General features: G+C 56.0%; 24 protein-coding genes. 13 read left to right on the plus strand and 11 right to left on the minus strand.

What is annotated here, in order from left to right; all coding sequences use genetic code 11:
* Positions 1-36 precede the first annotated feature (36 nt).
* Both bamB and der read left to right on the plus strand, forming a co-directional pair.
* Positions 37-1,173 carry an outer membrane protein assembly factor BamB gene (bamB, locus tag ENH71_RS10890; RefSeq protein ID WP_294132087.1) on the plus strand — a complete coding sequence of 379 codons (1,137 nt, stop codon included), beginning with the start codon at positions 37-39 and terminating at the stop codon, positions 1,171-1,173.
* A 56-nt stretch (positions 1,174-1,229) separates the two neighbouring features.
* A complete protein-coding gene (der, locus tag ENH71_RS10895) occupies positions 1,230-2,633 on the plus strand; it encodes a ribosome biogenesis GTPase Der (protein ID WP_294132086.1) in 1,404 nt (467 codons plus the stop codon).
* A gap of 61 nt (positions 2,634-2,694) precedes the next feature.
* Here the strand turns inward: der and ENH71_RS10900 are convergent, their stop codons facing one another.
* Positions 2,695-3,135 carry a DoxX family protein gene (locus tag ENH71_RS10900; RefSeq protein WP_294132083.1) on the minus strand — a complete coding sequence of 147 codons (441 nt, stop codon included), beginning with the start codon at positions 3,133-3,135 and terminating at the stop codon, positions 2,695-2,697.
* A 122-nt stretch (positions 3,136-3,257) separates the two neighbouring features.
* Here ENH71_RS10900 and rodA point away from each other — a divergent pair, with 122 nt between their 5' ends.
* Positions 3,258-4,403: a rod shape-determining protein RodA gene (rodA, locus tag ENH71_RS10905; RefSeq protein ID WP_294132080.1), complete on the plus strand. Its 1,146-nt coding sequence runs from the start codon at positions 3,258-3,260 to the stop codon at positions 4,401-4,403.
* A gap of 22 nt (positions 4,404-4,425) precedes the next feature.
* Here rodA and ENH71_RS10910 read toward each other — a convergent pair whose 3' ends face one another.
* The gene (locus ENH71_RS10910) at positions 4,426-5,130 is read right to left on the minus strand and encodes a DsbA family protein (RefSeq protein ID WP_294132078.1); all 705 of its coding nucleotides are present in this window, start codon (positions 5,128-5,130) and stop codon (positions 4,426-4,428) included.
* Positions 5,127-6,377: an exodeoxyribonuclease VII large subunit gene (xseA, locus tag ENH71_RS10915; protein WP_294132075.1), complete on the minus strand. Its 1,251-nt coding sequence runs from the start codon at positions 6,375-6,377 to the stop codon at positions 5,127-5,129. Before xseA ends, ENH71_RS10910 begins: the two co-directional genes overlap by 4 nt.
* A 99-nt stretch (positions 6,378-6,476) precedes the next feature.
* On the opposite strand from xseA, the gene guaB reads away from it, so the two are divergent.
* Positions 6,477-7,946, plus strand: a complete 1,470-nt coding sequence (gene guaB, locus ENH71_RS10920; protein WP_294132069.1) for an IMP dehydrogenase — start codon at positions 6,477-6,479, stop codon at positions 7,944-7,946.
* Positions 7,947-7,980: 34 nt separating this feature from the next.
* Positions 7,981-9,561: a glutamine-hydrolyzing GMP synthase gene (gene guaA, locus ENH71_RS10925; protein WP_294132067.1), complete on the plus strand. Its 1,581-nt coding sequence runs from the start codon at positions 7,981-7,983 to the stop codon at positions 9,559-9,561.
* A 65-nt stretch (positions 9,562-9,626) separates the two neighbouring features.
* On the opposite strand, the gene ENH71_RS10930 is transcribed toward guaA, so the two are convergent.
* Complete coding sequence (locus ENH71_RS10930) at positions 9,627-9,830, minus strand: hypothetical protein (protein ID WP_294132064.1); 204 nt, start codon at positions 9,828-9,830, stop codon at positions 9,627-9,629.
* Positions 9,831-9,917: 87 nt separating this feature from the next.
* Between ENH71_RS10930 and ENH71_RS10935 the strand changes: the two genes are divergently transcribed.
* From ENH71_RS10935 to ENH71_RS10950, 4 genes are all read left to right on the plus strand, one after another.
* Positions 9,918-10,481, plus strand: coding sequence for a hypothetical protein (locus ENH71_RS10935; RefSeq protein ID WP_294132061.1), 564 nt, complete (start codon positions 9,918-9,920; stop codon positions 10,479-10,481).
* Positions 10,482-10,746: 265 nt separating this feature from the next.
* Positions 10,747-11,304: a tRNA adenosine(34) deaminase TadA gene (gene tadA / locus ENH71_RS10940; protein ID WP_414704691.1), complete on the plus strand. Its 558-nt coding sequence runs from the start codon at positions 10,747-10,749 to the stop codon at positions 11,302-11,304.
* Between the two features lie 95 nt (positions 11,305-11,399).
* Positions 11,400-15,314: a phosphoribosylformylglycinamidine synthase gene (purL, locus tag ENH71_RS10945; protein ID WP_294137817.1), complete on the plus strand. Its 3,915-nt coding sequence runs from the start codon at positions 11,400-11,402 to the stop codon at positions 15,312-15,314.
* 29 nt (positions 15,315-15,343) lie between these two features.
* Positions 15,344-15,655 carry a YqfO family protein gene (locus tag ENH71_RS10950; RefSeq protein WP_294131787.1) on the plus strand — a complete coding sequence of 104 codons (312 nt, stop codon included), beginning with the start codon at positions 15,344-15,346 and terminating at the stop codon, positions 15,653-15,655.
* 367 nt (positions 15,656-16,022) lie between these two features.
* Here the strand turns inward: ENH71_RS10950 and ENH71_RS10955 are convergent, their stop codons facing one another.
* From ENH71_RS10955 to pspA, 5 genes are read right to left on the minus strand one after another with little or no spacing between them, the layout of a single operon-like run.
* Positions 16,023-16,604, minus strand: a complete 582-nt coding sequence (locus ENH71_RS10955) for an NUDIX hydrolase (protein WP_294131789.1) — start codon at positions 16,602-16,604, stop codon at positions 16,023-16,025.
* A 10-nt stretch (positions 16,605-16,614) separates the two neighbouring features.
* Entirely contained in the window at positions 16,615-16,992 is a 378-nt protein-coding gene (locus ENH71_RS10960; protein WP_294131791.1) for a DUF3135 domain-containing protein, read from the minus strand.
* Positions 16,993-16,998: 6 nt separating this feature from the next.
* A complete protein-coding gene (locus ENH71_RS10965) occupies positions 16,999-17,766 on the minus strand; it encodes a PspC domain-containing protein (RefSeq protein WP_294131793.1) in 768 nt (255 codons plus the stop codon).
* Positions 17,750-17,986, minus strand: a complete 237-nt coding sequence (gene pspB / locus ENH71_RS10970) for an envelope stress response membrane protein PspB (protein WP_294131795.1) — start codon at positions 17,984-17,986, stop codon at positions 17,750-17,752. Before pspB ends, ENH71_RS10965 begins: the two co-directional genes overlap by 17 nt.
* A gap of 16 nt (positions 17,987-18,002) precedes the next feature.
* Positions 18,003-18,725 (minus strand): phage shock protein PspA, encoded by a 723-nt coding sequence (pspA, locus tag ENH71_RS10975; protein ID WP_317622746.1) that lies wholly within the window; start codon positions 18,723-18,725, stop codon positions 18,003-18,005.
* A 144-nt stretch (positions 18,726-18,869) separates the two neighbouring features.
* Here pspA and pspF point away from each other — a divergent pair, with 144 nt between their 5' ends.
* Genes pspF through ENH71_RS10990 form a run of 3 tightly spaced genes read left to right on the plus strand, consistent with a single transcriptional unit; the run spans position 18,870 to position 21,864 of the window.
* Positions 18,870-19,928: a phage shock protein operon transcriptional activator gene (pspF, locus tag ENH71_RS10980; RefSeq protein WP_294131799.1), complete on the plus strand. Its 1,059-nt coding sequence runs from the start codon at positions 18,870-18,872 to the stop codon at positions 19,926-19,928.
* 35 nt (positions 19,929-19,963) lie between these two features.
* Positions 19,964-21,052, plus strand: a complete 1,089-nt coding sequence (locus ENH71_RS10985; protein ID WP_294131801.1) for a histidine kinase N-terminal 7TM domain-containing protein — start codon at positions 19,964-19,966, stop codon at positions 21,050-21,052.
* The gene (locus ENH71_RS10990) at positions 21,052-21,864 is read left to right on the plus strand and encodes a 4'-phosphopantetheinyl transferase family protein (protein WP_294131803.1); all 813 of its coding nucleotides are present in this window, start codon (positions 21,052-21,054) and stop codon (positions 21,862-21,864) included. The genes ENH71_RS10985 and ENH71_RS10990 overlap by 1 nt, the downstream gene beginning before the upstream one ends.
* Here ENH71_RS10990 and ENH71_RS10995 read toward each other — a convergent pair whose 3' ends face one another.
* Positions 21,865-23,157 (minus strand): HlyC/CorC family transporter, encoded by a 1,293-nt coding sequence (locus ENH71_RS10995; RefSeq protein WP_294131806.1) that lies wholly within the window; start codon positions 23,155-23,157, stop codon positions 21,865-21,867.
* A gap of 68 nt (positions 23,158-23,225) precedes the next feature.
* On the minus strand, positions 23,226-24,026 hold the full coding sequence (locus tag ENH71_RS11000; RefSeq protein ID WP_294131807.1) for a cytochrome C assembly family protein: 801 nt from the start codon (positions 24,024-24,026) through the stop codon (positions 23,226-23,228).
* A gap of 195 nt (positions 24,027-24,221) precedes the next feature.
* Here ENH71_RS11000 and ffh point away from each other — a divergent pair, with 195 nt between their 5' ends.
* Positions 24,222-25,604 (plus strand): signal recognition particle protein, encoded by a 1,383-nt coding sequence (gene ffh / locus ENH71_RS11005; RefSeq protein WP_294131810.1) that lies wholly within the window; start codon positions 24,222-24,224, stop codon positions 25,602-25,604.
* Positions 25,605-25,616: the final 12 nt, after the last annotated feature.

Raw genomic sequence — 25,616 nt, forward strand, 5'->3', positions numbered from 1 at the left:
GCGCAAGTCGCCGAGCATTTGAATATGAATTATGTTGTGAAAACGCTTGTTTCGATTGTAGTTGCCGGCACCTTGGGCGCCTGCAGTATTTTCTCCAGCGACGAAACAGAGCAACCGGCCGAGCTGGTCGATTTTGATGAAGAGTTTTCACTGCAACGTGACTGGAGTGTCAATGTGGGTGATGGCCAGGGCCGTCGCTACAATCGGCTGCAACCGGTTATCGTAGGTGACACAGTCTTCGCCGCCTCTGAAGACGGCGATGTTTATGCCATCGACAAGGTCTCCGGCGACGTGTTGTGGCGTGAGCGCACCGGTGAAACCATCACCGGCGGTGTCGGTGCCGGCGGTGACATGGTGTTGCTGGGGACCCGTGATGCCAGGGTATTTGCGCTGGAGCAGAGTTCCGGCGAGCTGATGTGGGAAACGTCGGTTAGCAGCGAAGTGCTGGCAGCGCCGGCAAGCGATGGCCGCGTGGTGGCAGTGCAGACCATTGATGGTCGGCTGATTGCACTGGAGCCGGCTGATGGGCGGCAACGCTGGGTGTATGAAACAACTGTGCCGGCATTGTCATTGCGTGGCAACAGCAAGCCGGTGATTTCCGGCAACGTCGTGATTGCCGGATTCAGCAGCGGTATCGCGGCCGGTGTTGATGCCAATAACGGTTTCCTGATGTGGGAAGAACGTATCGCAGTGCCACAGGGACGTTATGATATCGAACGCATCATCGACATCGACGGTGATCCGGTGATTGTTGGCAACGTGGTCTATATGGGCAGTTACCAGGGCAACCTGATGGGCCTGGATGTGCAAACCGGACGTATTGTCTGGGGTTTGCCGGGATCAACCTATCATGGACTGGCGCTGGGCCTGGGTAATATTTATTGGGTTGACGGTTTCAGCCATGTTTACGCCGTGCAAAATAATACTGAACGCACAGTCTGGGAAAACGATTCTCTGCGACTGCGCCGCATAACTGCACCCACAACATTCAATAATTTTGTTGCGGTCGCTGACGTCGAAGGCTATCTGCACATTCTGTCGCAGATTGACGGTAGTTTTGTTGCCCGCACCCGTGTTGACCGTGATGGTGTGCGCGCACCGATTGTGGCTGAAGGCAGCAGCATCTACGTTTTCGGTAACAGCGGCCGGTTGTCAAAGTACAGCCTGCCCTGAGTACATCTGATTGACACTGCGCGGCGTGGTCGCCGCGTGCATTATCTGGATATTCTATGAAACCCGTACTGGCCCTTGTTGGGCGACCGAACGTGGGTAAATCCACCCTGTTTAACCGGCTTACCCGTAGTCGCGATGCCATTGTGGCGGATTTTTCCGGTCTGACCCGTGACCGGCAGTATGGCGAGGGCAAAGGAGGCGATAAACCCTTTATCGTCATTGATACCGGCGGTCTGGAGGGTGGTGAGCAGGGGATTGATTTCCAGATGGCCTCGCAGTCGTTACTGGCGATTGAGGAAGCTGATGTGGTTCTGCTTCTGGTTGATGGTCGCGCCGGCCTCAACCCGGGTGATACCCAGATTGTTGAGCATTTGCGCAAGCTCGGTAAACCCGCGCACCTGGTGGTCAACAAAGTTGACGGCATTGACGAGAATGTCGCCATGGGTGACTTCTATGGCCTGGGTATCGAACAGGTTTTTCCCATTACCGCATCCCAGGGCCGGGGCATCGCCAAGTTGCTGGAGTCCGTGCTAAACGGTTTCCCCGAACCGGTTCCCGAAGATGATCGTGCCGATGAAGGCATTCGTATCGCCATCGCGGGACGCCCCAATGTGGGCAAGTCCACACTGGTCAACCGGATGCTGGGAGAGGAGCGCGTTGTTGTCTTTGATGAGGGCGGTACCACACGCGACAGCGTTTACATCCCTTTCGAACGTCACGGTCATCGCTACACGCTGATTGATACCGCCGGTATTCGGCGACGTGGTAAAACCACCGAAACGGTGGAGAAATTTTCAGTGGTGAAATCACTGACTGCGATTCAGGATGCCAATGTGGTCATACTGGTGGTGGATGCGCGTACCGGTATAGTTGAGCAGGACCTGCATCTGCTGGGTTACGTAGTGGATGCCGGCCGTGCGCTTGTGATCGCCCTGAACAAATGGGACGGCATGGATACCGAGCAGAAAGAGCGGGTCAAGAGCGATATCCGGCGTCGTTTTGCCTTTGTTGATTTTGCCGCTATCCACTTTATCTCGGCGCTGCATGGCACGGGTGTAGGTGATCTGTATAAGTCTATCCATGTCGCCTATGATTCGGCAAAACGTGACCTGGGTACCAACGTGCTGACTAAAACCCTGCAGGATGCTGTGCTGGATCATTCGCCACCGATGATCAATGGTCGACGCATCAAGCTGCGTTATGCGCACGCGGGCGGACAGAATCCACCCATTATTGTGATTCATGGCAAGCAGACGGATAAGCTACCCGATTCTTACAAACGCTATCTGGAGAAAACCTTCAGAAAGGTGCTGAAGCTGGAAGGCACACCGGTACGGATTGAGCTGCGCAGCGATGAAAATCCTTACGTTCAGCATGAGAAAGGCTTATCCGGGCGACAGGTAGCACAGAAACGTCGTATCACCAAAAACCGCAAAATCGCCAGGTCGCGTGACCACTGAACAGTGCGGGCGGGCAACGCAGCAGTCAGCTGCGTCGTCCGCCAGCCAGCACGGGTGCGGGTTAGCGTCGGCCGCGAATCATAGAGTCCAAACTGATTTTGCCGGGACCAAAGGCGAAGATGGCAAAGTAGACCAGGAAATACATGGTCGCCAATTCGCCATTGTTGAGAGTCGGAAACCAGGCCGGATGCGCAGTGAGGTAGGCCATTACCATCAAGATGGCGGCCAGCAAAGCAACGTAACGGGTAAACAGGCCCAGTACCAGCAAGGCGCCACCGAATAACTCAATCGCGCCGGCAATCCATAACATGTTCACGTAGAGGTCAATGCCGAAGAATCCCATGCCGCCCAGAAAGGGCTGAGCCTGCTCGCCAAACATCTTGGGCCAGCCATGGGTCATGAACATCGCACTGGCAAGAACGCGAAGCAGCGTCCAGGCCAAAGTCTGGGTGTTATTGCCAATGCTGTCCACGCCTCGATTTATTGCGCCTGATATCGACATGATTGCTCCTTGTTATGTGGTGATCGGGTTTTACGGCAAAGATTCCTGAGCATAGACTTAAAACGCCGCTTGCGCTACCCTGCGGCTTTAATTCCCGCGCTGAGCGCCCGAACGATTCCAATATGTCTGAGCTGACGAGACGAGCGATCCATCCCCGATTCGAGCTGGGTACGCAGGAACGCACACTCGCCTGGCGTTTACATATTGATGTGCCATTACTGGTGGCTGCGTTGACGGTGTGCTGTCTGGGGCTGTTCGTACTGTACAGTGCCAGTGGCGAAGACATGGATTCCGTTATCCGGCAGGCGATTCGTCTGGGCATCGGTTTCTCCGCCTTGCTGATCATCGCGCAGATACCGCCGCGCACTTATCGCTACTGGGCAATGCCGGCATTTGCTGTTGTCACCGTATTGCTGGTACTGGTGCTGTTTTTTGGTACCGTCGTCAATGGTGCGCAGCGCTGGCTGGCGATTCCCGGCCTCGGGGTATTCCAGCCTTCGGAGTTGATGAAGCTTTCGTTACCGGTCATGGTGGCGTGGTATTTCAGCAAAGTCGCATTGCCGCCGCGGTGGCACGATATCGTTGTCAGCCTGATAATCGTCGGTATCCCCAGCTTTCTGATTGCTACTCAGCCCGACCTGGGCACATCTATCCTGGTAGGGATGTCGGGCCTGATAGTGGTGTTCTTTGCCGGGCTGTCCTGGCGCATCCTGTCCGCAGCAGGCCTGCTCACCGTCATTGCAATTCCATTGATGTATATGTTTGTGCTGGAGGATTACCAGCGCCGAAGGGTGGACACACTGTTCAATCCCGAAGCTGATCCGCTGGGCGCGGGCTGGAATATTATTCAGTCTACCATCGCCATGGGCTCGGGCGGGCTGATGGGCAAGGGCTGGCTAAACGGTACCCAGTCGCGGCTGGACTTTCTGCCGGAGTCGTCCACCGACTTTATCCTGGCTGTCATCGGTGAAGAGTTTGGCCTGTTAGGCATTGTGGTGCTGCTTTCGCTATACCTCTTTATCGTTGGCCGGGGGCTGTTCATCAGTTGGCAGGCCAAAGAAACCTTCAGTCGTTTGCTCGGCGTCAGTCTGTCGCTGACCTTCTGCATTTATGTTGTGGTCAACATGGGCATGGTGTCAGGTATTTTGCCGGTAGTCGGTGTACCGCTGCCGCTGGTCAGCTACGGTGGCACCTCTGCCATCACATTGCTGACCGGGTTTGGCATTCTGATGTCGATACACACACATCGCCGGCTGTTGCCGCACTGACGCGAGCTACGCTGTCCCTGACCTACTCGGCACTGGCTTCGCGTGCGCGGTTGACCACGGAGATCATGTCGATCGGGTTCTGCGGCACGGGTGTCAAGCGGCCGTTGACGAACAGCGCGGGTGTTGATCGCACCCCGGCACTGGTCCCGCCCCGCTGATCATTGCGCACCTTCTGCAGCAAGGTTTCATCGTCCATGTCCAGGTGTGCCTGCGCGACATCCAGGTCGAGCTGCTCAAGATAACCATCAAATTCGTCTTCAACCTCGCTCAATGCAGACCAGTAAGCCTGATTGAGAAATAGCTGATCATGCATTTCCCAGAATTTTCCCTGTCGCCCGGCGGCTTCGGCATATAACGCGGCGGTCCAGGCAAAGCGGTGGGTTGAGGTCAATGGGTAATGCCGGAACACCAATTGTGCATTCGGTGCGATGCGAGGCCAGGCCTGGCTCATCACCCGGTGTTCGGTGGCACAGGCAGGGCACTGGAAGTCAGCGTAGACCACCAGTGTGACCCCGTCGGGGCTGCCTTTGACATGATCCAGTTCACTGACCTGGTCGGGTGGATAGACTTCGCCCCGGCCCATCAGACCGTAAACAATGCTGATGAGTACCAGTGGTATGACAACGATCATGGTCAGGCGCGATATGTTTTTGCGCAATTTGGCCTGCTGTTCGGCCTGCTGTTGTTTCTGTTCGCGAATCAGACGCTGTTGCTCGCGTTTGTTCATGCCTTGATCTCCTTGACTGTACTGATAATCTGGCCTGTGGCCAGCGTGCTGATAATATCATCGCCGGGTCTGACCCGGGATGATGAGCTGATAAGTTTGCCTTCGGGGGTGCGGGTGATGCTGTAGCCGCGCTGCAGGGTTTGCAACGGACTGATGTTTTCCAGATTGCGTGCCAGCATTTGCAGATTGCTGCGTCGCTGCTCCAAAAAGCGCAACATGGCTCGTTGCAGTCGGGCGTCCAGTTGTATCAGTGCCTGCGACTGTTCCTGCAAACGACGGCCCGGATGCTGGAGGCGTTTGCGTAACCAGTCGAGCTGTTGGCTGCGTTGATTGAGCAGTGTTTGCATCTGGCGCACCAGCTTGTTCTGTTGATTCTGCAATGCCATGCGCAGTTGTGCCTGGTCCGGACTGAGCAGCTCGGCAGCGGCCGAAGGGGTTGGCGCACGCAAATCGGCTACAAAGTCGGCAATGGTGATATCGGTTTCGTGACCGACCGCGCTGACCACGGGCAGGGCGCAGGCATGGATGGCGCGCGCCACCGACTCTTCATTAAAGGCCTGCAGATCCTCCAGCGAACCACCGCCGCGCGCCAGCAGCACCACGTCGATGCCCAGCTCATGTCGGCGTCGTTCAGCATTGTGCAGCGCCTGAATGATTGCGGGTGCGGATTCCTGGCCCTGCACTGGTACCGGCAACACGGTAACCTGCATTGCCGGAAACCGGCGCCGGAATACGCTGATGATGTCCCTGATTACCGCGCCGGTTGGGGAGGTGATCACCGCAACGTGCCGGACATGTGCTGGCAGGGGCTGTTTCAGCCCGGCATCAAACAGGCCTTCGCGGGTCAGTTTCTGTTTCAGTTCATCAAAAGCGCGCTGCAGAGCGCCGGCACCGGCGTCCTGCATGCTGTCCAGTATCAGCTGATAGTCACCGCGGCCTTCATAAATACTGAGTTTGCCGCGCACCACTACCTGCATGCCATTGGTGGGCCGAAAGCGCACGGAGGTATTGCGGTTGCGGAACATGGCGCAGCGGATCTGGGCGCCATCGTCTTTTAAGGTGAGATACCAGTGCCCGGAGCCGGGCTGCGCGAGGTTGGAAATTTCACCCTCTACGGTGACGGACGGAAAACAGTCTTCCAGCAGGCCACGGGCCAATCGGTTCAGGCTGCTGACGCTCAGGACGCGGTTATCACCGCCGGCGTCACGTGCATCGAATTGTTGAAATGAAGGGATGTCCGGGTTCATCCGTGCATGTTAACCCAGCCGATGCAGGTATCATAGATGCCGGTTTACCTTGGCCCGCCACATCTGTATAATCCGCTTTTTGTGGATAGGTGAAAACTTATGTTACGCATTGCTGAAGAAGCGCTGACATTCGACGATGTTCTGCTTCTGCCCGCCCACTCCTCTGTACTCCCCAAAGCTGTCAGCCTGAAAACGCGTTTGACTGCGAGTATAGCCCTGAATATTCCCCTGATGTCTTCGGCCATGGATACTGTGACGGAAGCGCGTCTTGCTATTGCCATGGCGCAGGAAGGGGGCATCGGTGTCATACATAAAAACATGAGCATTGAGCAGCAGGCTCGCGAAGTGCGTCAGGTGAAAAAGTACGAAAGTGGCGTGGTCAAGGATCCGATAACCATTTCTCCCGAGGCGCGAATCAGTGATTTGATCGCCTTGATGCGTGAAAACGACATTTCCGGTATGCCGGTGGTGGTCGGTCGTCAATTGGTTGGTATCGTGACCAGTCGTGACGTGCGTTTCGAGAGCAATCTCAACGCCAAAGTCGAGACCATCATGACTCCCAAGCAGAGTCTGGTGACGGCAAAAGAAGATGCCAGTCATGAAGAGATCAAAGAGTTGTTGCATCAGCACCGGATTGAAAAAATCCTGGTGGTCAATGATGAATTCGAGCTACGTGGTCTGATAACGCTGAAAGATATCCGCAAGTCGGAAGATTTCCCCAACGCCTCCAAGGATCAGCAGGGTCGCCTGCGTGTCGCCGCAGCGGTGGGTACCAGCGCCGACACTGAAGACCGTGTCAATGCACTGGCTGAAGCGGGCGTGGATGTTATCGTTGTGGATACCGCGCACGGGCATTCAGCTGGCGTTCTGGACATGGTCCGTCGGATCAAGGGCCTGTACCCGGAACTGGCAGTGATTGGCGGTAATATCGCTACCGCCCAGGCTGCGCGCGACCTGGCTGATGCCGGTGCTGATGCCGTCAAGGTGGGTATTGGTCCGGGTTCCATCTGTACCACGCGCATCGTCACCGGTGTGGGTGTGCCGCAGATCACCGCCGTGTCCAACGTGGTCGATGCTCTTAAAGATACGGATGTCTGTGTTATCTCTGACGGTGGTATCCGTTTTTCCGGCGACATCGCCAAAGTGGTCGCTGCCGGAGCACATGTGGTCATGATTGGCAGCCTGCTTGCCGGTACCGAAGAAGCACCCGGCGAAGTTGAACTGTTTCAGGGGCGCAGCTACAAGGCCTACCGTGGCATGGGTTCAATGGGCGCCATGTCACAAAGCCAGGGCTCCAGCGACCGCTACTTCCAGGATGCGTCCTCCGGCGTGGAAAAGCTGGTGCCCGAAGGTATTGAGGGTCGGGTGCCTTACAAAGGAACCATGTCCAGCATTGTTCATCAGCTGATGGGCGGTTTGCGCTCCAGCATGGGTTACACCGGCTGCGCCACCATGGACGAGATGCGGACCAAACCCGAATTTGTCAAAATCACCGCGTCCGGTATGCAGGAAAGTCATGTTCATGATGTGAGCATTACCAAGGAAGCACCCAACTATCGCATGAGTTGAGTATCAACTCGGACATGAGCAAGGCATTCCACGCATGAGTCAGCAAAATATTCATAGCCAGAAAATTCTGATTCTGGACTTTGGGTCACAGTACACGCAATTGATTGCCCGCCGGGTCCGTGAACTCGGTGTGTATTGTGAAATCTGGGACTACCAGTGTACCGAGGACGAAGTCCGGGCGTTTGCCGCCCAGGGTATCATTTTCTCGGGCGGACCGGAGACCGCCACGCTGGCTGACTCGCCCCAGGCTGCTGACTATCTGTTTACGCTGGGTTTGCCATTGCTGGGTATCTGTTATGGCATGCAGACCATGGCGGCCAGGCTGGGCGGCAAGGTCGAGGCGTCTGATAAATCCGAATTTGGTTATGCTGAAGTGGATCTGCCAGCGCCAGGTGCCTTGTTTGAGGGCATCGAGGATCGCATGGCTGAAGGCGGCGTTCCGCAACTGGATGTATGGATGAGCCACGGTGACAAAGTGGTTCGGCTGCCGCCAGGTTTTGTTGTCAGTGCTGAAACCGATAGCGCTCCGATCGCTGCCATGGCTGACGAGTCGCGTCAGTTCTACGGCGTACAGTTTCATCCGGAAGTGACCCACACGCTGCAGGGCCAGCGCATACTGGAACGATTTGTAAGTAAAATATGTGGCTGCGATGCACTGTGGACAGCCGCCAATATCATTGAGGATGCCATCAACACCGTGCGTGAGCAGGTTGGCAATGATCACGTGTTGCTGGGTTTGTCCGGCGGCGTTGATTCGTCAGTGGTTGCCGCATTGCTGCACAAAGCCATTGGTGATCAGCTCACCTGTGTGTTTGTTGATAACGGGTTGCTGCGTCTGAACGAAGGCGACCAGGTGATGGCGACCTTCGCCCAGAACATGGGTGTGAAGGTCATCAGAGTGGATGCTGAAGACATGTTTCTTGACCGCCTTGCCGGGGTCAGTGACCCGGAGCTGAAACGCAAGGCCATCGGCAATACCTTTATTGAAGTGTTCGATCAGGAGGCTTCAAAAATCGACAACGTGCGCTGGTTGGCGCAAGGCACCATCTACCCGGATGTGATTGAATCGGCCGGATCCCGGACCGGCAAGGCTCATGTTATCAAGTCGCACCACAATGTCGGTGGTCTGCCTGAGCACATGGCACTAAAGCTGGTGGAACCACTGCGCGAACTGTTCAAGGATGAGGTGCGTCGCATCGGCCTGGAGCTGGGCCTGCCGTATGACATGGTTTATCGTCACCCGTTCCCCGGCCCGGGTCTGGGCGTGCGTATTCTGGGTGAAGTGAAAAAGCAATACTGCGACGTGCTGCGTCGCGCTGATGCCATTTTCATTGAAGAGCTGCACAAAGCCGACTTCTATCACAAAACCAGTCAGGCCTTTGCCGTCTTTCTGCCGGTGAAATCGGTCGGTGTGGTGGGCGACGCGCGTCGCTATTCCTACGTCATTGCCTTGCGGGCGGTGGAGACCATCGACTTCATGACAGCGCGCTGGGCGCACCTGCCTTACGAGATGCTGGAAACTGTCAGCAATCGCATCATCAACGAAATCACCGATGTCTCGCGTGTGACCTACGATATTTCGTCAAAACCACCGGCGACGATTGAGTGGGAATAATGACAACGGCAGCGACTTTCGTTGCTGCCGTTTTTTTATTTCGCCGATAACCGGAGATCAGCAAATCAATTATCCAGATCGAACCCTGGTGCCGACATCAGGCTCGCGCGAGTCAGCCTGACCTTCAGTTCTTCCGCGTCATCGCTATCGCGACATTTGCTCACATCATCCCGGCCAAGGGCGACGTCTTTTTCGCCCATGCCAGTAAATGTCATTTCTGCATATGATTCCCGTTCCAGCCCCTTAACCAATAAAAACTCCAAAAACATGTAATTTTCTGGCAGTCAGCAGGTCCACTGCCGTGACCCTGAAAATTTGGGGTTTTTTAAGGAAGCATTAACTCATTGGAGAGACGTATGAAACTTAAAAAAAGCGCAATACTCATGTCCGCCGTGCTGATGACAGGCAGCGGCTACACCCTGGCCCAGGATAACAACTGGTCTCCCATGCTGGATCGTGGAACAAAGGAAGTCAGCCTGTCGGGTCGACTTGAATTTCCTGATTTTGACAGACTGGATTATGACCTCGATGGATCGTATGGCTACTTCCTGCAGGATGGTTGGGAAGTTGGTGCCCAGGTCGGTGCATCAGATTTTGGTGGGGTCGATCGCGTTGATGTCGGCGTGTTCACCGAGTACAACTTCAACCGCGACAGCCGCTGGGTGCCCTATCTCGGGGCTGCAGTCGGTCTTGGCTCCGTCAGTTTCGACGACGGAGATTTTGATACAGAGAGCGATCTGGACGACGGCGATGGTGCCGTATTCGATATAGAGACTGGCGTTAAATGGTTTGTCCGCCCCTACATGGCGATTTCCACGGCGATCAATTTCCAGCTGGCCACGGATGATGTCTTCGCGACTGATGATTCGATTGAAGACAATATTACAACCTTGCAGATTGGTATGAGATTCTACTTCTAATCTGTCACCAGGTTGACGGGGGATGGCCATCCTGCAGCAAGAATGGTTATCCCCCCCAGAACCTGATTGTCGCCGGTATTACGGTGATCCCGCCCGATTGTTAGCCAGCCTGCATTGTTAATTTCCGCTTGTCGGCCTTTCACACCTATGATGTGTAGTCATTGATTGTCCGCTAGCTGACGGGCCACGCTAGATGACACTGGCGCCCTTGCCAGAGCTGCCGTTAGAATAAGCGCTGCATCAGCGCAGCGGCAGGAGGAAAACAGTGACCGATCTTACCAGTAGCGGTGACAGTAAAAATGGGGCTCAGGGAGATGGCGCACTGTCCGACGATATCGCTTTTATGCGTGCAGCGCTGAGCCTCGCTCGCCGGGCCGGCAGTCACGATGAGGTGCCGGTTGGGGCTGTCATCGTCAAGAACGGGCAGGTCGTGGGCCAGGGTTTTAATCAGCCTGTTGGCAGCCATGACCCCTCGGCTCACGCGGAAATCTGTGCCCTGCGTGATGCCGGGCAGACGCTGGAGAATTACCGCCTGCCGGGTTGCACTCTGTATGTCACGATTGAACCCTGCACCATGTGCCTTGGGGCGATTATCCATGCCCGCATTGAGCGACTGGTATTCGGGGCTGCCGAGCCGCGTTATGGCGCTGTCAGTAGCGGGCAGCGATTGCTGGAGAATGGTGTGTACAACCATGAACTGGAGGTCAGCAGCGGTATTCTGGCAGATGAGGCTTCGGCGCTGATGAAACAGTTTTTCCGGCAGCGCCGCGATCGTCGGGTAGGCAAGGAGCCGGCACCCGAGGCGGGTTCCGGGTCGCAATAATTGTCTGATTTTTGCTGGTAAATGGCGTATCATATCGCCCCGAATTCTGCAGGTTTCTTCTTCCGGCTCGACTGACTTTAAGGCTATCAGACACAATGCTTGTTCTCACTGGCAGCACCGCGCATTCCGACTTCCGACTTCGTAAACTGCTGCGTAATGTGCAGCGCGAATTGCCTGCCGTGCAAGCGCTGGCATCACACTTTGTGCATATTGCCGAGTGTGACCGGGAGCCCTCATCCGATGAGCTGAAGATGCTGGGGCAATTGCTGGCCTACGGCCAGGGCATTGAGCAGGACGATGTCCGTGACGTAGCCCATGGCATTACACGGCTGGTGGTACCGCGACCGGGCACCATTTCCCCCTGGTCCAGCAAGGCCACCGATATTGTGCGCAATTGCGGCCTGGAAGCCATTTCGCGTATTGAGCGCGGCATTGTCTGGGATATCGTGATCAACAAAGCCTTATCCGACACCGAGCTGTTGGCGCTGGATGGTTACCTGCACGATAAAATGACGCAGGCGGTGCTGGCCGATGTGGATGAGGCGGGATGTCTGTTCTCGCATGCAGAACCCGGCGTGCTGGCAACGGTTGACGTCCTGGCTGCGGGTAAACCGGCGCTGCAAAGTGCCAACCAGAGTATGGGGCTGGCGCTGGCTGAGGATGAAATGGACTATCTGCTGGAATCCTTCCAGCGTCTGGGACGAAATCCGACAGACATAGAGCTGATGATGTTTGCACAGGCGAACTCCGAGCACTGTCGCCACAAAATTTTTAATGCCAGCTGGACACTGGACGGAATTGATCAGGATTTGTCGCTGTTTGCGATGATCCGCAACACCCATAAAAAATCCCCGGACAAGGTGTTGTCGGCTTACAAGGACAACGCTGCCGTGATGTGTGGCAGTGAAGGCGGCCGATTCTTCCCGCAGCCACAGAGTCATGAGTACGCCTATACCCAGGAACCCATTCATATCCTGATGAAGGTGGAAACCCACAATCATCCCACCGCAATTGCGCCATTCCCGGGTGCGGCAACCGGCAACGGTGGTGAGATCCGCGACGAGGGTGCCACCGGCACTGGCGCCAAGCCCAAAGCGGGCCTGTGCGGGTTCAGTGTCTCCAATTTGCGTATTCCGGATCTGATACAGCCCTGGGAAGAGGACTTTGGTCGCCCGGGGCATATCGTGTCGGCGCTGGATATCATGCTGGAAGGTCCGATCGGTGCCGCCGCGTTCAACAATGAATTCGGTCGCCCGAACCTGTGTGGTTATTTCCGCACCTACGAGGAATCGGTGCCCTCGGCCAATGGCCATGAAGTTCGCGGCTACCACAAGCCCATCATGATTGCCGGTGGTCTGGGCAATATTCGCGAGCAACACGTACAGAAGCATGCGTTCAAGCCGGGCGCCAAACTGATTGTGCTCGGTGGTCCGGCGATGTTGATCGGGCTGGGTGGCGGCGCCGCCTCATCCATGGCCGCTGGCGCCAGCGCCGCCGAACTGGACTTTGCCTCGGTGCAACGGGAAAATCCGGAAATGCAGCGACGCTGTCAGGAAGTCATCGATCAGTGCTGGCAGATGGGTGATGACAACCCCATTGCCTTTATCCACGATGTGGGTGCCGGTGGTTTGTCCAATGCCTTGCCGGAGCTGGTGAAAGACGGTGAGAGTGGCGGCATATTTCAATTGCGCAATATCCCCAATGCCGAGTCTGGCATGTCGCCGCTGGAGATTTGGTGCAACGAGGCGCAGGAGCGTTATGTGCTGGCGGTAATGCCGGCCCAGCTCGCGCAGTTTGAAGCCATCTGCCGACGCGAACGCTGTCCGCATGCGGTGGTTGGTGAAGCCACGGACGAAGACGTTATTCGTGTGCAGGATTCGCATTTTGACAACCTGCCGATTGATCTGCCGATGTCGGTGCTGTTTGGCAAACCGCCGCGCATGCACCGTGATGCGGTCAGTGCAGGCATTGAGCCGGTGGCACTGGACACAGCACAGATCGAGTTGGATGAGGCGCTGGAACGGGTCCTGAGTTTGCCTGCGGTGGCCAGCAAGAGCTTCCTGATCACCATTGGCGATCGAACGGTGACCGGTCTGGTCAGTCGCGACCAGATGGTCGGCCCCTGGCAGGTGCCGGTGGCCGATGCGGCCGTGACGGCGTCCGCATTTGACAGCTATTGTGGCGAAGCCATGGCGATGGGTGAGCGTACCCCCGTGGCCTTGCTGGATGCGCCGGCCTCCGGTCGTATGGCGGTGGCTGAAGCGATCACCAATATTGCCTGCGCCCGTATCAACGATATACGTGATATCAAATTATCCGCCAACTGGATGGTCGCAGCCGGTCACCCGGGCGAAGACGCGCGTCTGTACGAAACGGTTCGCGCTGTGGGCATGGAACTGTGTCCGGACCTGGGCATCTGTATCCCGGTGGGCAAGGACTCAATGTCAATGCGCACAGTCTGGCAGGACAAGGGAGAGCAAAAGAGCAACACCTCACCCTTGTCGCTGGTGATTTCGGCGTTCGCACCGGTGCTCGATATCCGGCGCACAGTAACACCACAGCTGCGTACCGACAAAGGCGAGACAGACCTGCTGCTGATTGACCTTGGCCGGGGCCGCAATCGTATGGGTGGTTCAGCGTTGGCGCAGGTCTATCGCGAGCTGGGCGATGTGCCGGCGGATCTGGACAGTGCCCAGGATCTGAAAAATTTCTTTAGCCTGGTGCAGCAATTGAATGCCCAGGAGTTGCTGCTGGCCTATCACGATCGCTCTGATGGCGGTGTCATGGTGACACTGGCAGAAATGGCGTTTGCCGGCCATTGCGGCCTGGATATTCAACTGGCTGAGCTGTTACACCCGGAGACCAACGCCATCGATGTGCTGTTCAGTGAAGAGCCCGGCGCGGTGCTGCAGGTTTCTCACGCACAGCTCAACACGGTGCTGAGTATTATCGAGGAGCAGGGCCTGTCTGACTGCACCAGTGTCATCGGACAGCCGACAAGCCATCCGAACTTGCGTGTCTTTAACGCCGGCCGCTTGTTGCTGGAGCGCAGCCGGGTGGCGTGTCAGCAAGTGTGGGCGCGCACCAGTTACGAGCTGCAGGCTTTGCGTGACAACCCGGAAAGCGCCGAGCAGGAGTTTGAACGTCTGCTGGATAAAAAAGATCCGGGTCTGCAGGCCCGCCTGAGTTATGACGTCAACAAGGACATTGCCGCGCCGTTTATCAATACCGGCGTGCGCCCTGCTGTTGCGGTGTTGCGTGAACAGGGGGTCAACGGCCATGTGGAAATGGCGGCGGCATTTGATCGCGCCGGTTTCCGTGCGATTGACGTGCACATGAGCGATATTGTCAACGGCAGCGTGGATCTGGCCGCGTTCAACGTGTTGGCTGCCTGTGGCGGGTTCTCCTACGGGGATGTGCTGGGCGCCGGCGGCGGCTGGGCCAAATCGGTGCTGTTCAATGATCCGTTGCGGCAACAGTTTGCGGCGTTTTTTGAACGTGCCAATACCCTGTCGCTGGGCGTCTGCAATGGCTGCCAGATGATGTCTCTGCTGCATGAACTGATCCCGGGTGCCGACAACTGGCCACGATTTGAGCGCAACCGCTCTGAGCAGTTTGAGGCACGGGTCAGCCTGCTGACGGTGCCGGAGTCGCCGTCGGCTTTCCTGCAGGGCATGAAAGGTTCATTGTTCCCGGTTGCGGTGGCCCATGGCGAAGGTCGCGCCCGGTTTGAAGGCAGCAGCGATCAGCTGCAGCTGAAGGCCGCAGCCGGTATTGCGCTGCAGTATGCCGATAACCACGGTGCGGTGACTGAGCATTATCCGGAGAACCCCAATGGTTCGCCCGCCGGTATTGCCGGGGTGTGCAGCAAGGATGGTCGTGCCACCATCCTGATGCCGCATCCCGAGCGGGTTTTCCGCGCGGTGCAGAACTCCTGGCGTCCGGATGAGTGGCAGGAAGATGCGCCCACCATGCGCATGTTCCGCAATGCGCGGGCCTGGCTGAAATAGACGAGTGACGTGACTGACGGGAGGTAAGCATGTACAAGCTTTGCTTTTATGTGCCCGACGAACACCTGGAAGCGGTCAAAACGGCGGTGTTTGCTGCCGGCGGTGGCCGCATGGGCGACTATGACAATTGTTGTTGGCAATCGGCCGGAGAAGGGCAGTTCCGTCCACTGTCGGGGGCCAACCCTTTTGTCGGGAAGCATGACACGCTGACACAAGTTCCGGAAACCAAAGTGGAACTGGTGTGTGATGAAGCTTGTATCAGACCGGCGCTTGCGGCACTCAAACTTGCCCATCCCTACGAAGAACCTGCTTACGATGTGATCCTGCTCGCAGACTTTTGACGCCAGGTGCCGGAAAATTAATGAAAGCATTCAGCGCTTAAATGTCACAGCTTATCGATACAGGGGTGTTTTAGACACAAATTGTTTCATTTGGTCAAACAATTGTATTATTATCCCCTGCAAGTGATCGTATGGCTCAGATCATACGCATTGCTATCAAGGGAAAGCGACATAAAAGACGGTGATACCGTCAGCGGGACACGGAGCCAGAAGTCTGGAGCCGGAAAAGGGACAAACGGGCAGGGATCGCCCATATGTATTTAGTGCATGAGCCAGGGATGGGGGCGGGATGCCTTTGGCCCGGCAGGGATGCCGGGACCTCTGCCCATACTTGCGGATTGAGGCAGGGCGGGCAGCAAGGCCGGGCTCAACCGCCCTCACTGATCAGTGTAATCTCTGCTTTACGTTCCGGAGAATAGCGCACATCGTACATCCGCACCGGGAAATGCTGTTTCCTGCGGTCGTCAAAGTACTGCTGCAGAGTGGATTTGACGACGGCGAATGCGATGTCGTCCCATGGCACCTCAGCTTCGGTAAACAGTTTTACTTCCAGGCTTTCGATACCCGCGCTGAATTCGCTGCTGGCCAGTTCGCCCTTGAAAAACAGGTAAACCTGATTGATATTGGGCAGATTGAACAGCGCGTATAAACTGTCATCGCTCAGATTGAGCTCAGCGCCAGCTTCCTCTCGCGTCTCCCGGATAGCTCCTTCCAGCGTGGTCTCGCCGTTTTCCATGAACCCGGCAGGCAGCGTCCACAAACCCTTGCGTGGTTCAATGGCGCGTCGGCAAAGCAGAACCTTGTCGCCCGTCACCGGGAGCGTGCCGACTATGTTGTTCGGATTCTGGTAAAAAACAACGTCGCAGCCAAGACAGCAATAACGCAATTTGTCGTCGCCGGGCGGTATGTGATGGGTCACCGGGCCGGCGCAATAGTGGCAAAATTTCATGCGATCTCTGTTAGTGGGGTTTTGACGAGTCGGCGTTGTCTTTTGATGACCGGGCGGTGCCCGGACGACGCCGACTCATCGGCAGGATATCAGCCTTGGGTCGGTTCTGTCGCGTACTAACTTCGTCAAAGGGGTGTTGCAGGCAGTGGTTCAGGCGGGAAAAAGAATCGTGCATCATGTCCGAAATCCGAAGACAGCGCGCGGTAGGGTTGGTGGCCCGGCGCAGTTCCATATCAATGCGGAACTGAAGCCCCTCCAGCCGCTGGCGCGTGCTATCCGGGGCCGAGTGCAGAAGCTTGCGGGTTAACCGGCGTCGCAGTTTTTCCAGCGACTCCGGGTTTTCCCGGTGCATGGCCAGCAGGGTATCGAAGTCAGGTAAATCGCCCATAAGCGGTTAAATCCTGTTAATTTCACAATGCAACCTGAACTGCTTGGATGTAATGAACGCCTCTACGTCTTGCAATTTCCTTTCGGCGGCGCGCAGGGCGTTGTGGCATGTTTCGATATCCAGACCGTTATCGGTTTCTTCGTCGGTGGTCTGTGCCTGTTCGCCGCTGTTTCGACGTCCGCGTCGTCCTGATACTTTACGACCTTTCGGTTCCTTGTCAAGTACGATCCAGAAAATGATGTAACCCCACAATGTTACGGCGCCTACGATAAACAGCGACAGAAAGGTAACCAATCTGACCAGAAACGTGCTGATGCCCAGGTAGTCCGCGACACCGGCGCAGACGCCGGCGATACGGGCGTTGCTGCGACTGCGGTATAACGGCTTTTTCAGGTCAAAGCGTGGAGTCTGCGCTTCGGTCTCAGTTTCTGGCTCGGCCTCGACATCCGGGGTGACCGGATCTGCTCCGGCTGCTGCCTGTCTGGTGCTTTTGTCAACAAAACCAGCCGTTTTCGCTTTGCCACCCATCGCTGCCTTGATCCGCGCCGGACGCTCTTCGTCATCGAGCAGCCAGTACATGACAAAATAGACGATGATCAGGAACGGTGAAGCCAGGCAGGCAACACAGTAAATCACCCTGACCAGTGCCGAGGGCACTTCGAGATAGCGCGCGAAGCCGCCACAGACACCCAGTACCTTCCGGTTTTCCCGGTCCAGCGTCAACGGTGCCCGGGTGTTGCGGTAAGCAGTGTCGCTTTCAGTGTTGTTGCTCATGATGCTCCCTCCAGCCAGGCACTTCGGCGTCCAGAATCGACTCAAGCGTATCAATCCGTTGATTCATGCTATTGGCCAGCGCGCTAAGTTGACTCAAGTTATAAGCCTGTTCCGCCGCAGGCAGTTTTTTCTCCTTGCGCCGGTACAACAAGGCAACCCAGATCGTCACGAATGTGCCGCCTACGGCGACCAGCGCGATGATAAATTCGAAGAATTCCATGGGTCTTGTCCTTTGGTTATTTGTTGAGTTTGGCTTTGATGCTTTCCAGTTCCTGGTCGATCTTTTCCTGATTGGCCAGTTCCTCGAATTCATCCTGGAGGCCGCGCTGTTTGATGTTCAGGCTGTCTACCTGACCTTCCATCTGGTCGATCTTGCGCTCGTAGTATTCAAATTTGTTCATTGCGTTGTCAATACTGTAGCTATGCAACTTCTGATTGACGTCGACGCGTGACTGCGCTGCCGTGGTTCGCATCAGCAGTGTTTTCTGGCGAGCCCGGGCATCGGTCAGCTTGGCCTGCAGCTGCTCGATCTCATGGCTGAGCTTGTCCACAGTCTGATCCAGCTTGGCCAGCTCGTCTTCCAGCATCTGAATTGTGGTCAGTACGCTGGATTTTTCAATCAACGCGGCACGCGCCAGGTCTTCGCGCTCTTTCTTCAGCGCCAGCTCCGCTTTTTCTTCCCAGTCGGTAGCCTGGCGGCCCAGTTGTTCAATGCGGCGGTTAACGGTTTTTTTCTCGGCAATCACCTTGGCGGTGCTGCTGCGAACTTCAACCAGTGTCTCCTCCATTTCCTGTATCATCATACGAATCATTTTTTCCGGATCTTCGGCCTTGTCGAGAATGGCGCTGATGTTGGAGTTAATGATGTCGCTTAATCGTGAGAAGATACCCATGTTTATTACCTCAAAAATTGGCGTTGATGGATTGGGTCCAAGCAGATTGAGCAGGAACTGTGCCAAGATCCCTTTTCCGCCCTAAGACACTGAAAATAATAGATATAAAATTTTACTTCAATTTTCGTGACTTATGGCGCTTGGTTGTTTGAGTTAATAAGTGGTATTTTTCGCGACATGTTGGTTTAGGGCCTTGCCGAGAGAACTGTTATGTCGTCTGATGTGTCGCCGCCCCGCATGATCGGGGAGTCTGCCTGTTTTCTTGAGATGCAGGAGCATGTATCCCGGGTGGCACCGCTCAACAAACCTGTGCTGATCGTGGGTGAGCGCGGCACCGGTAAGGAGCTTATCGCGTCACGCCTGCATTACCTGTCAGCACGCTGGCAACAGAATTTCCTCAAAATTAATTGTGCAGCACTCAGTGATGCCTTGCTGGAGGCGCAACTGTTCGGCCACGAGGCGGGCGCCTTTACCGGCGCGACCGGGCAACGCAAAGGTCTGTTCGAGCGCGCCGACGGCGGCACGCTGTTCCTCGATGAGCTGGCCAATACTGCCATGCCGGTGCAGGAGAAAATTCTTCGGGTCATCGAGTATGGAGAGTTTGAGCGCCTGGGTGGCAATCAGACATTGACGGTGGATGTGCGCCTGGTCGCTGCTACCAATGAAGATCTGCCCGCGCTGGGTCGGGCCGGCAGGTTCCGTGAAGACCTGATCGACAGGCTTGCATTTGATGTGGTGACACTGCCGCCGCTACGGGTGCGTACGGAGGATATTCTGGTGCTGGCCGAACATTTTGCCATCAGCATGGTGAAAGAGATGGGCGAGGAATTTTTTGCCGGCTTTTCCGAATCGGTGCAGCGACAACTGCTTGGTTATAGCTGGCCTGGCAATATCCGTGAGCTGAAAAATGTCATTGAGCGGGCGGTGTACCAGCATCCCAATAAAACCGTGAACCGGCTGGTATTCAATCCCTTCGATTCGCCTTATCGACCGTCAGTATCGCCGGTGCGCGAGGTGGCGGAGTCGGCATCATCAGAGTTGGTGCCGGACGAGAATCCGGCTAATGGTGGTGCCGTCATCGACAAGGCCAGCGTCAACTGGGATGGCCAGACACTGGATTTTCGCCAGCACATACAGGATTACGAAACCGATTTGCTGCGTAAGGCGCTTGAGCATTGCCAGTTTAATCAACGCAAGACGGCGACGCACCTGAATCTCAGTTATCACCAGTTGCGAGGTTATCTGCGTAAATACGATTTGTTGTCCTGATCCGCTGTACCGTTTGTTGCCTGAGTATTAACGCCATGGAATACCAATTTCCGCCCATCAATTATCTCTACCTGGTTGCCTGTCTGATGGCGTGTGCCCTGGCCGTGTTCAGTCTGGGGCAGGCGCACACGCGCAGCGGCAAGCTGTGGGTGGCGGTGATGGCCAGCTTTGGTCTGTGGACCTTCGGTGAGCTGGTGGCCAATGCGGGCACCACACTGGCCTGGCAGGTCGGCTTTCAGCGCGTGGTCTACCTGGGTGTTATCAGCGCCACCACGTCATGGCTGCTGTTTGCCATCTGCTTTTCCGGCTACGGGCGTTGGCTTGGTAAGCGTCTGGTGGTCATATTGCTGGTAGTGCCGTTCAGCTCGATAGCCCTGGTGATGACGCTCGATCATCATCAGCTCCTGTATACCGGTGCGGTGTTACTGGAACGTGATGGTTACCTCGTTCTGGACCCGGAATATGGTGTCGGGTTCTGGTTGCACTTGCTTTGCGCGCATCTGTTTACCATGGCCGGTTCGTTGCTGTTACTCAATGCCAGCATAAAACAACCTCAGGTTTACCGGGGACAGTCACTGTTGATTGGCATTGCCGCGCTGATGCCGGTGGTGCCCAATATGATGTATGTCGCCGGCATCGATCTGGCCGGCGGTTTTGATCCGACATCCCTGTTTTTTGTGGTCAGTGCCATTCTGGTCACTGTTGCCACGCACCAGTATCACTTCCTGTCGCTGACACCCGTTGCACGCGACCGGGTGTTTGATCAGATCAATATTGCCGTTGTGGTGGCGAACGAGAAACACCAGATCTCTGATGTAAACCCGGCGTTTGTAGACATGACGGGTGAAGCGCTGGCCGACCTGGCAGGGCTGACCGTTGCCGATGTGTTGTTAAGGTACTTCAAGGGAGTTGATGTGTCTGTCATTGAAAGCGGCTGGCAGGGGCGGCTGACAGCGCTCGACAATGAGCGCCACTATGATGTCACCAGTATGCCAATACGCGGTAACAACCATAAGGTCATGGGTTATCTGGTGTTGCTGAATGACGTTACCCAGATACAGAAAGCTCTTGACGAAATCAGTCGTCTGGCGGGCCCGGATGACAGCGACCGGGATGATGTGTAATGACATCGTTGTCTGAACCGGTGTCTGCTGACTCCGAACCGTTGACTGCACTTGATTTGCCTGCTTCGCAAATTGATCTTTGGCTGGTGCCGGCTGTCACGGATATGGCGGCCGTTGAACAGCTTGCCGGTGCCTGGTTGAGTGATGCTGAACGGGTGCGCCTGAATAGTCGACGCCTGCCCAAAGGCAGAGCCATGTTTCTGCTTACCCGGGCCGTCACCAGACGTTTGTTGTCAGCCTATTGCCCCGATGTTGAGCCGGGTCAGTGGCAGCTGGGACGCAGCGCTGAAGGTCGTCCGGACGTGTCGGGACCGGTGGTGGCCCCGGTATTCAATCTTTCCCATACCGACGATATGCTGGTGTTGGCATTTGCGGCGCAGGGAGAGCCCGGCGTGGATATCGAAGCGCTGGATCGCGAGCTTGATTGCATGGCACTGGCACAACGGTTTTTTTCGCCCGCAGAGTATCAGGCGTTGCGATTATTGCCTGCCTTACAGCAGCGCGAGCGTTTTCTGCGACTCTGGACGCTGAAAGAGGCCTGCGTCAAGGCCAATGGTCAGGGGCTGGCCCGGGCACTGCGGGATTTTGAGTTTGCGTTTGATGACGGGTTAATGTTCTACCCGGCGCCTCACGAGGCGCCTCCGCATCAGCACTGGCGACTGTGGTCGACCACGCTGGCGGGCTTGCGTATCGCGCTGGCATTGCGTAGTCAGACCGATCCGGGCGCGCCCCGGTTGTGTGTGCGACAATTGCTGTGGCCCGATCGGTTACATGTTGTTGCGTGCAGGCCGGAATTCACCGGCAGCACCTGATCAGTCGTCGGTATCTTCAGTTTCCACGAGTTCTTGCGCACGCCACATGCGTACCGTCTTGATCAGGTTGTCTTTCACCTGGATGATTTCTACATAGTAATTGCCAACCTGAATACCGGTCGCTGACTCGGGGATCGACTCCAGTGCTTCAACCAGCAGGCCATTCAGCGTTTTGGCATTTTCTGCTTCCAGATCCCAGTCCAGTGTGCGATTGATATCGCGCAGGGTCGCGGTGCCGTCAATCAGGAAGCTGCCATCGGCTTGCGGATGAATATCACGGCTGTTATCAGCCATGTCGGTGGTGAATTCGCCAACAATTTCTTCCAGAATATCTTCCAGGGTAACGATTCCCTTGATGACGCCGTATTCATCAACCACAAAAGCCAGGCGCTTTCTGCCGGACTGGAAATTGAACAACTGTGTGTGCAGCGGCGTGCTCTCCGGAATAAAGTAGGGTGCATCAGCCTCCCTTAAAAAATCCTCACGCTCTATGTCACTGCTGCGCAGAAATTTGCCCAGGCTGCGCATATGCAGAACGCCGACGATATTATCTATCTCCTTTTGATAAATCGGCATGCGTGTATGCTGGCTGTTGCTGATGGCGTCGAGAATCTCCGAAACCTCATCGTCGATATCAATGCCAATAATTTCACTGCGGGGCACCAGAATATCGTTTACTGTCACTTTTTCCAGATCCAGAATGTTCAGCAGCATACCCTGGCCCTGTTCCGGAATCAGTTGTGCGGACTCATGTACGACAGTGCGCAGCTCCTCCGGGGACAGCTGGTGGTCCGCAGATGCTTCCGGTTTGATGCCAAGCGTCCGGATCAACACATGCGAAACCCGGTTGGCCATCCACACCAATGGGTACAGAAGCTTCAGCAACACCACCAGTAGCAGGCTGGACGGATAAGCGATGCGTTCCGGGTGCAGCGCGGCTATGGTCTTGGGCGTGATCTCGGCAAAGATGAGGATGACCAGAGTCAGCACAACGGTGGTCAACACCGTCTCGGGATTGCCGAAGACCTGAATGGCTATTGTGGTTGCAATGGACGCAGACAACAGATTAACGAAGTTATTGCCAATCAGGATAACGCCCAACAATTTGTCCGGCGCCTCCAGCAATTTGCTGACGCGCAGCGCGCCGGCATGCTTTTGGCGAACCCGGTGTTTAAGGCGGTAGCGGTTGAGGCTCATCATGCTCGTTTCCGAGCTGGAGAAATAGGCCGATGCGATGACCAGAAAAACTAAGAGTCCGGTGAGAAACGGGACAGGTGACGATTCAGCGTCCATCAGGACGGTGACCTCCTTGATTTGATTGTGGGTGATATCGGGCTAGCCTGGTGCATGTACCTGTCTGTTTACAGGATAAACTCCAGCACAAATTTGGAACCGTAAAAGCCCAGTAGCAGGCAAATGAAACCAGCCAGCGTGCCGCGGATGGCGGTGTTGCCGCGCCAGCCCAGTTGATGGCGGCCCCAAAGCAATACAGCAAAGACTATCCATGCCAGCACCGAGAAGAACATTTTGTGGGGCAGGCCCTGGGCGCCCAGGTCTTCAACAAACACGAAGCCGGCGATGATGCCCAGGCTCAGTAATCCTTGCGCGACCCAGATCAGCTCGAACAGCAATCGCTCCATGTCCTGCAAGGGAGGAAAGCGTTTGATGACACTGGCTGCATGTTTATGACGCAGCTGGTAGTTCTGAAAAGCCAGAAATGCGGCCTGTACGGCCGCCAGCGTGAACAGGCTATAGGCCACGATAGAGAGCAGGATATGGCTGGCGATGCCAGCATCAATGGGCTGTGCCGGGTAATTGCTGTCAATGATCAGGGACAGGACGATGACCAGTGCGGCAAACGGAAACACACCAATAATGAGGTTGCCCAGAGGGCGTCGGGCGCTGCTGATGATGGCAAACAGCGCGATGACAGCAAAAATCAGGGTGCTGATTTCGGTGACACCAAAATGATAACCATCAGTGCGCGCGATCAGCGACCAGGCGCTGATACCATGGGCGAGCACTGCGGCCAGACCGGTTATCAGCACTTTCCCCTGGGTTTTGGTGCGCGCGGATCTGGCTTTGATCGCCTGTCCCTGGAGCGTGAGGCTGATAAGGTACAGCGCGACGGCAACAAGTCCTGACAGCGTCGTTATTGGCATGAGATCTCTGTGTGGTTCCAAGTGGTGTGCTTCAACGCGCAAAGTGTCGCACAACTGGTGCATGCGTTGAAGTGTTTTTTCCGGCGGCGCGCTGGCTATTGTAGGTGTTCGCCATCAGGGTGATAATAGAGGGCTTTACAGTTGCCAACCGGTTTGTTGATCAGCAGGCCGTGACCAAGCAGAGGCATATCACAGATGTTTGACAGCTTAACCGAACGGCTTTCCGGCGCACTCCGCAAGATTAGCGGCAAAGCCACGCTGACCGAAAACAATATTGAAGAAGCCCTGCGCGAGGTGCGTCGTGCCTTGCTGGAGGCTGATGTTGCGCTGCCCGTGGTCAAGGACTTCATCGAGCGCGTCAAATTGCGTGCGGTTGGTCAGGAGGTCTCACAAAGCCTGAGCCCCGGGCAGGCGTTCATCAAGATCGTGCAGGCCGAGCTGGAAGCGGTCATGGGATCGGCCAATGAAGAGCTGAATCTCAATGCGCAGCCACCGGCGGTGGTATTGATGGCCGGTCTGCAGGGGGCGGGTAAAACCACCACGGTAGCCAAGCTGGCGCGCTGGCTCAAAGACTCAAAAAAGAAATCAGTCATGGTTGTCAGTGCCGACGTCTACCGTCCGGCCGCCATAAAACAGCTGGAAACACTGGCCGGTGAAGTCGGGGTCAGGTTTTTCGCCTCGGATGTGTCTCAGAAACCACAGGATATTGTGCAGGCGGCAGTCAAAGAGGCTCGCAAGGCGTTTGTTGATGTGTTGCTGGTGGATACCGCAGGTCGTCTGGCCGTTGATGCGGAGATGATGACCGAGATCGGTGATCTGCATCGCCTGTTGAATCCGATTGAAACCCTGTTCGTGGTTGATGCCATGACTGGTCAGGATGCGGCGAATACTGCCCGTGCCTTCAATGAGGCGTTACCGCTGACCGGTGTAGTATTGACCAAGGCTGATGGTGATGCGCGTGGCGGTGCTGCGTTGTCAGTGCGGCAAATTACCGGCAAGCCCATCAAATTCATGGGTATGGGCGAAAAGACAGATGCCCTGGAGCCTTTCTACCCTGATCGTATTGCCTCGCGTATTCTCGGCATGGGCGACCTGCTGTCGCTGATCGAAGAGGCTGAGCGCAAGGTCGACAAGGACAAGGCGGCCAAGCTCGCGGGCAAGTTCCAGAAGGGCAAGGGCTTTGATCTGGAGGATTTCCGCGAGCAGCTGCAGCAGATGAAGAGTATGGGTGGCATGGCCAGCATCATGGACAAGATGCCGGGTATGGGGGCGCTGCCGCCCGGCGCCGCAGCCAAGGTGAATGACGGCCAGTTCGGGCGTATGGAAGCCATTATCAACTCCATGACACCCCGCGAACGACGTAACCCGGATATGCTTAACGGCTCGCGCAAACGACGCATCTGTCAGGGTTCAGGCACGCAAATTCAGGATTTGAATCGTCTGATGAAACAGCATAAGCAGATGCAGAAGATGATGAAGAAGATGAAAGGTGGCGGTATGGCCAATATGATGCGTGGCCTGGGCGGTATGGGGGGGCAGGGTGGATTCCCCGGCGCCGGTGGTCCGCCGCGATTCTGACTGGCCGCGCGG

Origin of the sequence: Pseudohongiella sp. (genome assembly GCF_011050365.1) — a bacterium.
GTDB lineage: Bacteria > Pseudomonadota > Gammaproteobacteria > Pseudomonadales > Pseudohongiellaceae > Pseudohongiella.

Bases quoted from the DNA above. Each gene is read 5' to 3' on its own strand.
- ENH71_RS10910 (WP_294132078.1), bottom strand. From the start codon at position 5,130: ATGAACAAACGCGAGCAACAGCGTCTGATTCGCGAACAGAAACAACAG.
- der (WP_294132086.1), top strand. From the start codon at position 1,230: ATGAAACCCGTACTGGCCCTTGTTGGGCGACCGAACGTGGGTAAATCC.
- guaB (WP_294132069.1), top strand. From the start codon at position 6,477: ATGTTACGCATTGCTGAAGAAGCGCTGACATTCGACGATGTTCTGCTT.
- guaA (WP_294132067.1), top strand. From the start codon at position 7,981: ATGAGTCAGCAAAATATTCATAGCCAGAAAATTCTGATTCTGGACTTT.
- pspF (WP_294131799.1), top strand. From the start codon at position 18,870: ATGTCGTCTGATGTGTCGCCGCCCCGCATGATCGGGGAGTCTGCCTGT.
- ffh (WP_294131810.1), top strand. From the start codon at position 24,222: ATGTTTGACAGCTTAACCGAACGGCTTTCCGGCGCACTCCGCAAGATT.
- ENH71_RS10965 (WP_294131793.1), bottom strand. From the start codon at position 17,766: ATGAGCAACAACACTGAAAGCGACACTGCTTACCGCAACACCCGGGCA.
- pspB (WP_294131795.1), bottom strand. From the start codon at position 17,986: ATGGAATTCTTCGAATTTATCATCGCGCTGGTCGCCGTAGGCGGCACA.
- ENH71_RS11000 (WP_294131807.1), bottom strand. From the start codon at position 24,026: ATGCCAATAACGACGCTGTCAGGACTTGTTGCCGTCGCGCTGTACCTT.
- ENH71_RS10995 (WP_294131806.1), bottom strand. From the start codon at position 23,157: ATGGACGCTGAATCGTCACCTGTCCCGTTTCTCACCGGACTCTTAGTT.
- ENH71_RS10935 (WP_294132061.1), top strand. From the start codon at position 9,918: ATGAAACTTAAAAAAAGCGCAATACTCATGTCCGCCGTGCTGATGACA.
- rodA (WP_294132080.1), top strand. From the start codon at position 3,258: ATGTCTGAGCTGACGAGACGAGCGATCCATCCCCGATTCGAGCTGGGT.
- ENH71_RS10990 (WP_294131803.1), top strand. From the start codon at position 21,052: ATGACATCGTTGTCTGAACCGGTGTCTGCTGACTCCGAACCGTTGACT.
- ENH71_RS10950 (WP_294131787.1), top strand. From the start codon at position 15,344: ATGTACAAGCTTTGCTTTTATGTGCCCGACGAACACCTGGAAGCGGTC.
- xseA (WP_294132075.1), bottom strand. From the start codon at position 6,377: ATGAACCCGGACATCCCTTCATTTCAACAATTCGATGCACGTGACGCC.
- ENH71_RS10955 (WP_294131789.1), bottom strand. From the start codon at position 16,604: ATGAAATTTTGCCACTATTGCGCCGGCCCGGTGACCCATCACATACCG.
- ENH71_RS10985 (WP_294131801.1), top strand. From the start codon at position 19,964: ATGGAATACCAATTTCCGCCCATCAATTATCTCTACCTGGTTGCCTGT.
- purL (WP_294137817.1), top strand. From the start codon at position 11,400: ATGCTTGTTCTCACTGGCAGCACCGCGCATTCCGACTTCCGACTTCGT.
- ENH71_RS10900 (WP_294132083.1), bottom strand. From the start codon at position 3,135: ATGTCGATATCAGGCGCAATAAATCGAGGCGTGGACAGCATTGGCAAT.
- ENH71_RS10960 (WP_294131791.1), bottom strand. From the start codon at position 16,992: ATGGGCGATTTACCTGACTTCGATACCCTGCTGGCCATGCACCGGGAA.
- ENH71_RS10930 (WP_294132064.1), bottom strand. From the start codon at position 9,830: ATGTTTTTGGAGTTTTTATTGGTTAAGGGGCTGGAACGGGAATCATAT.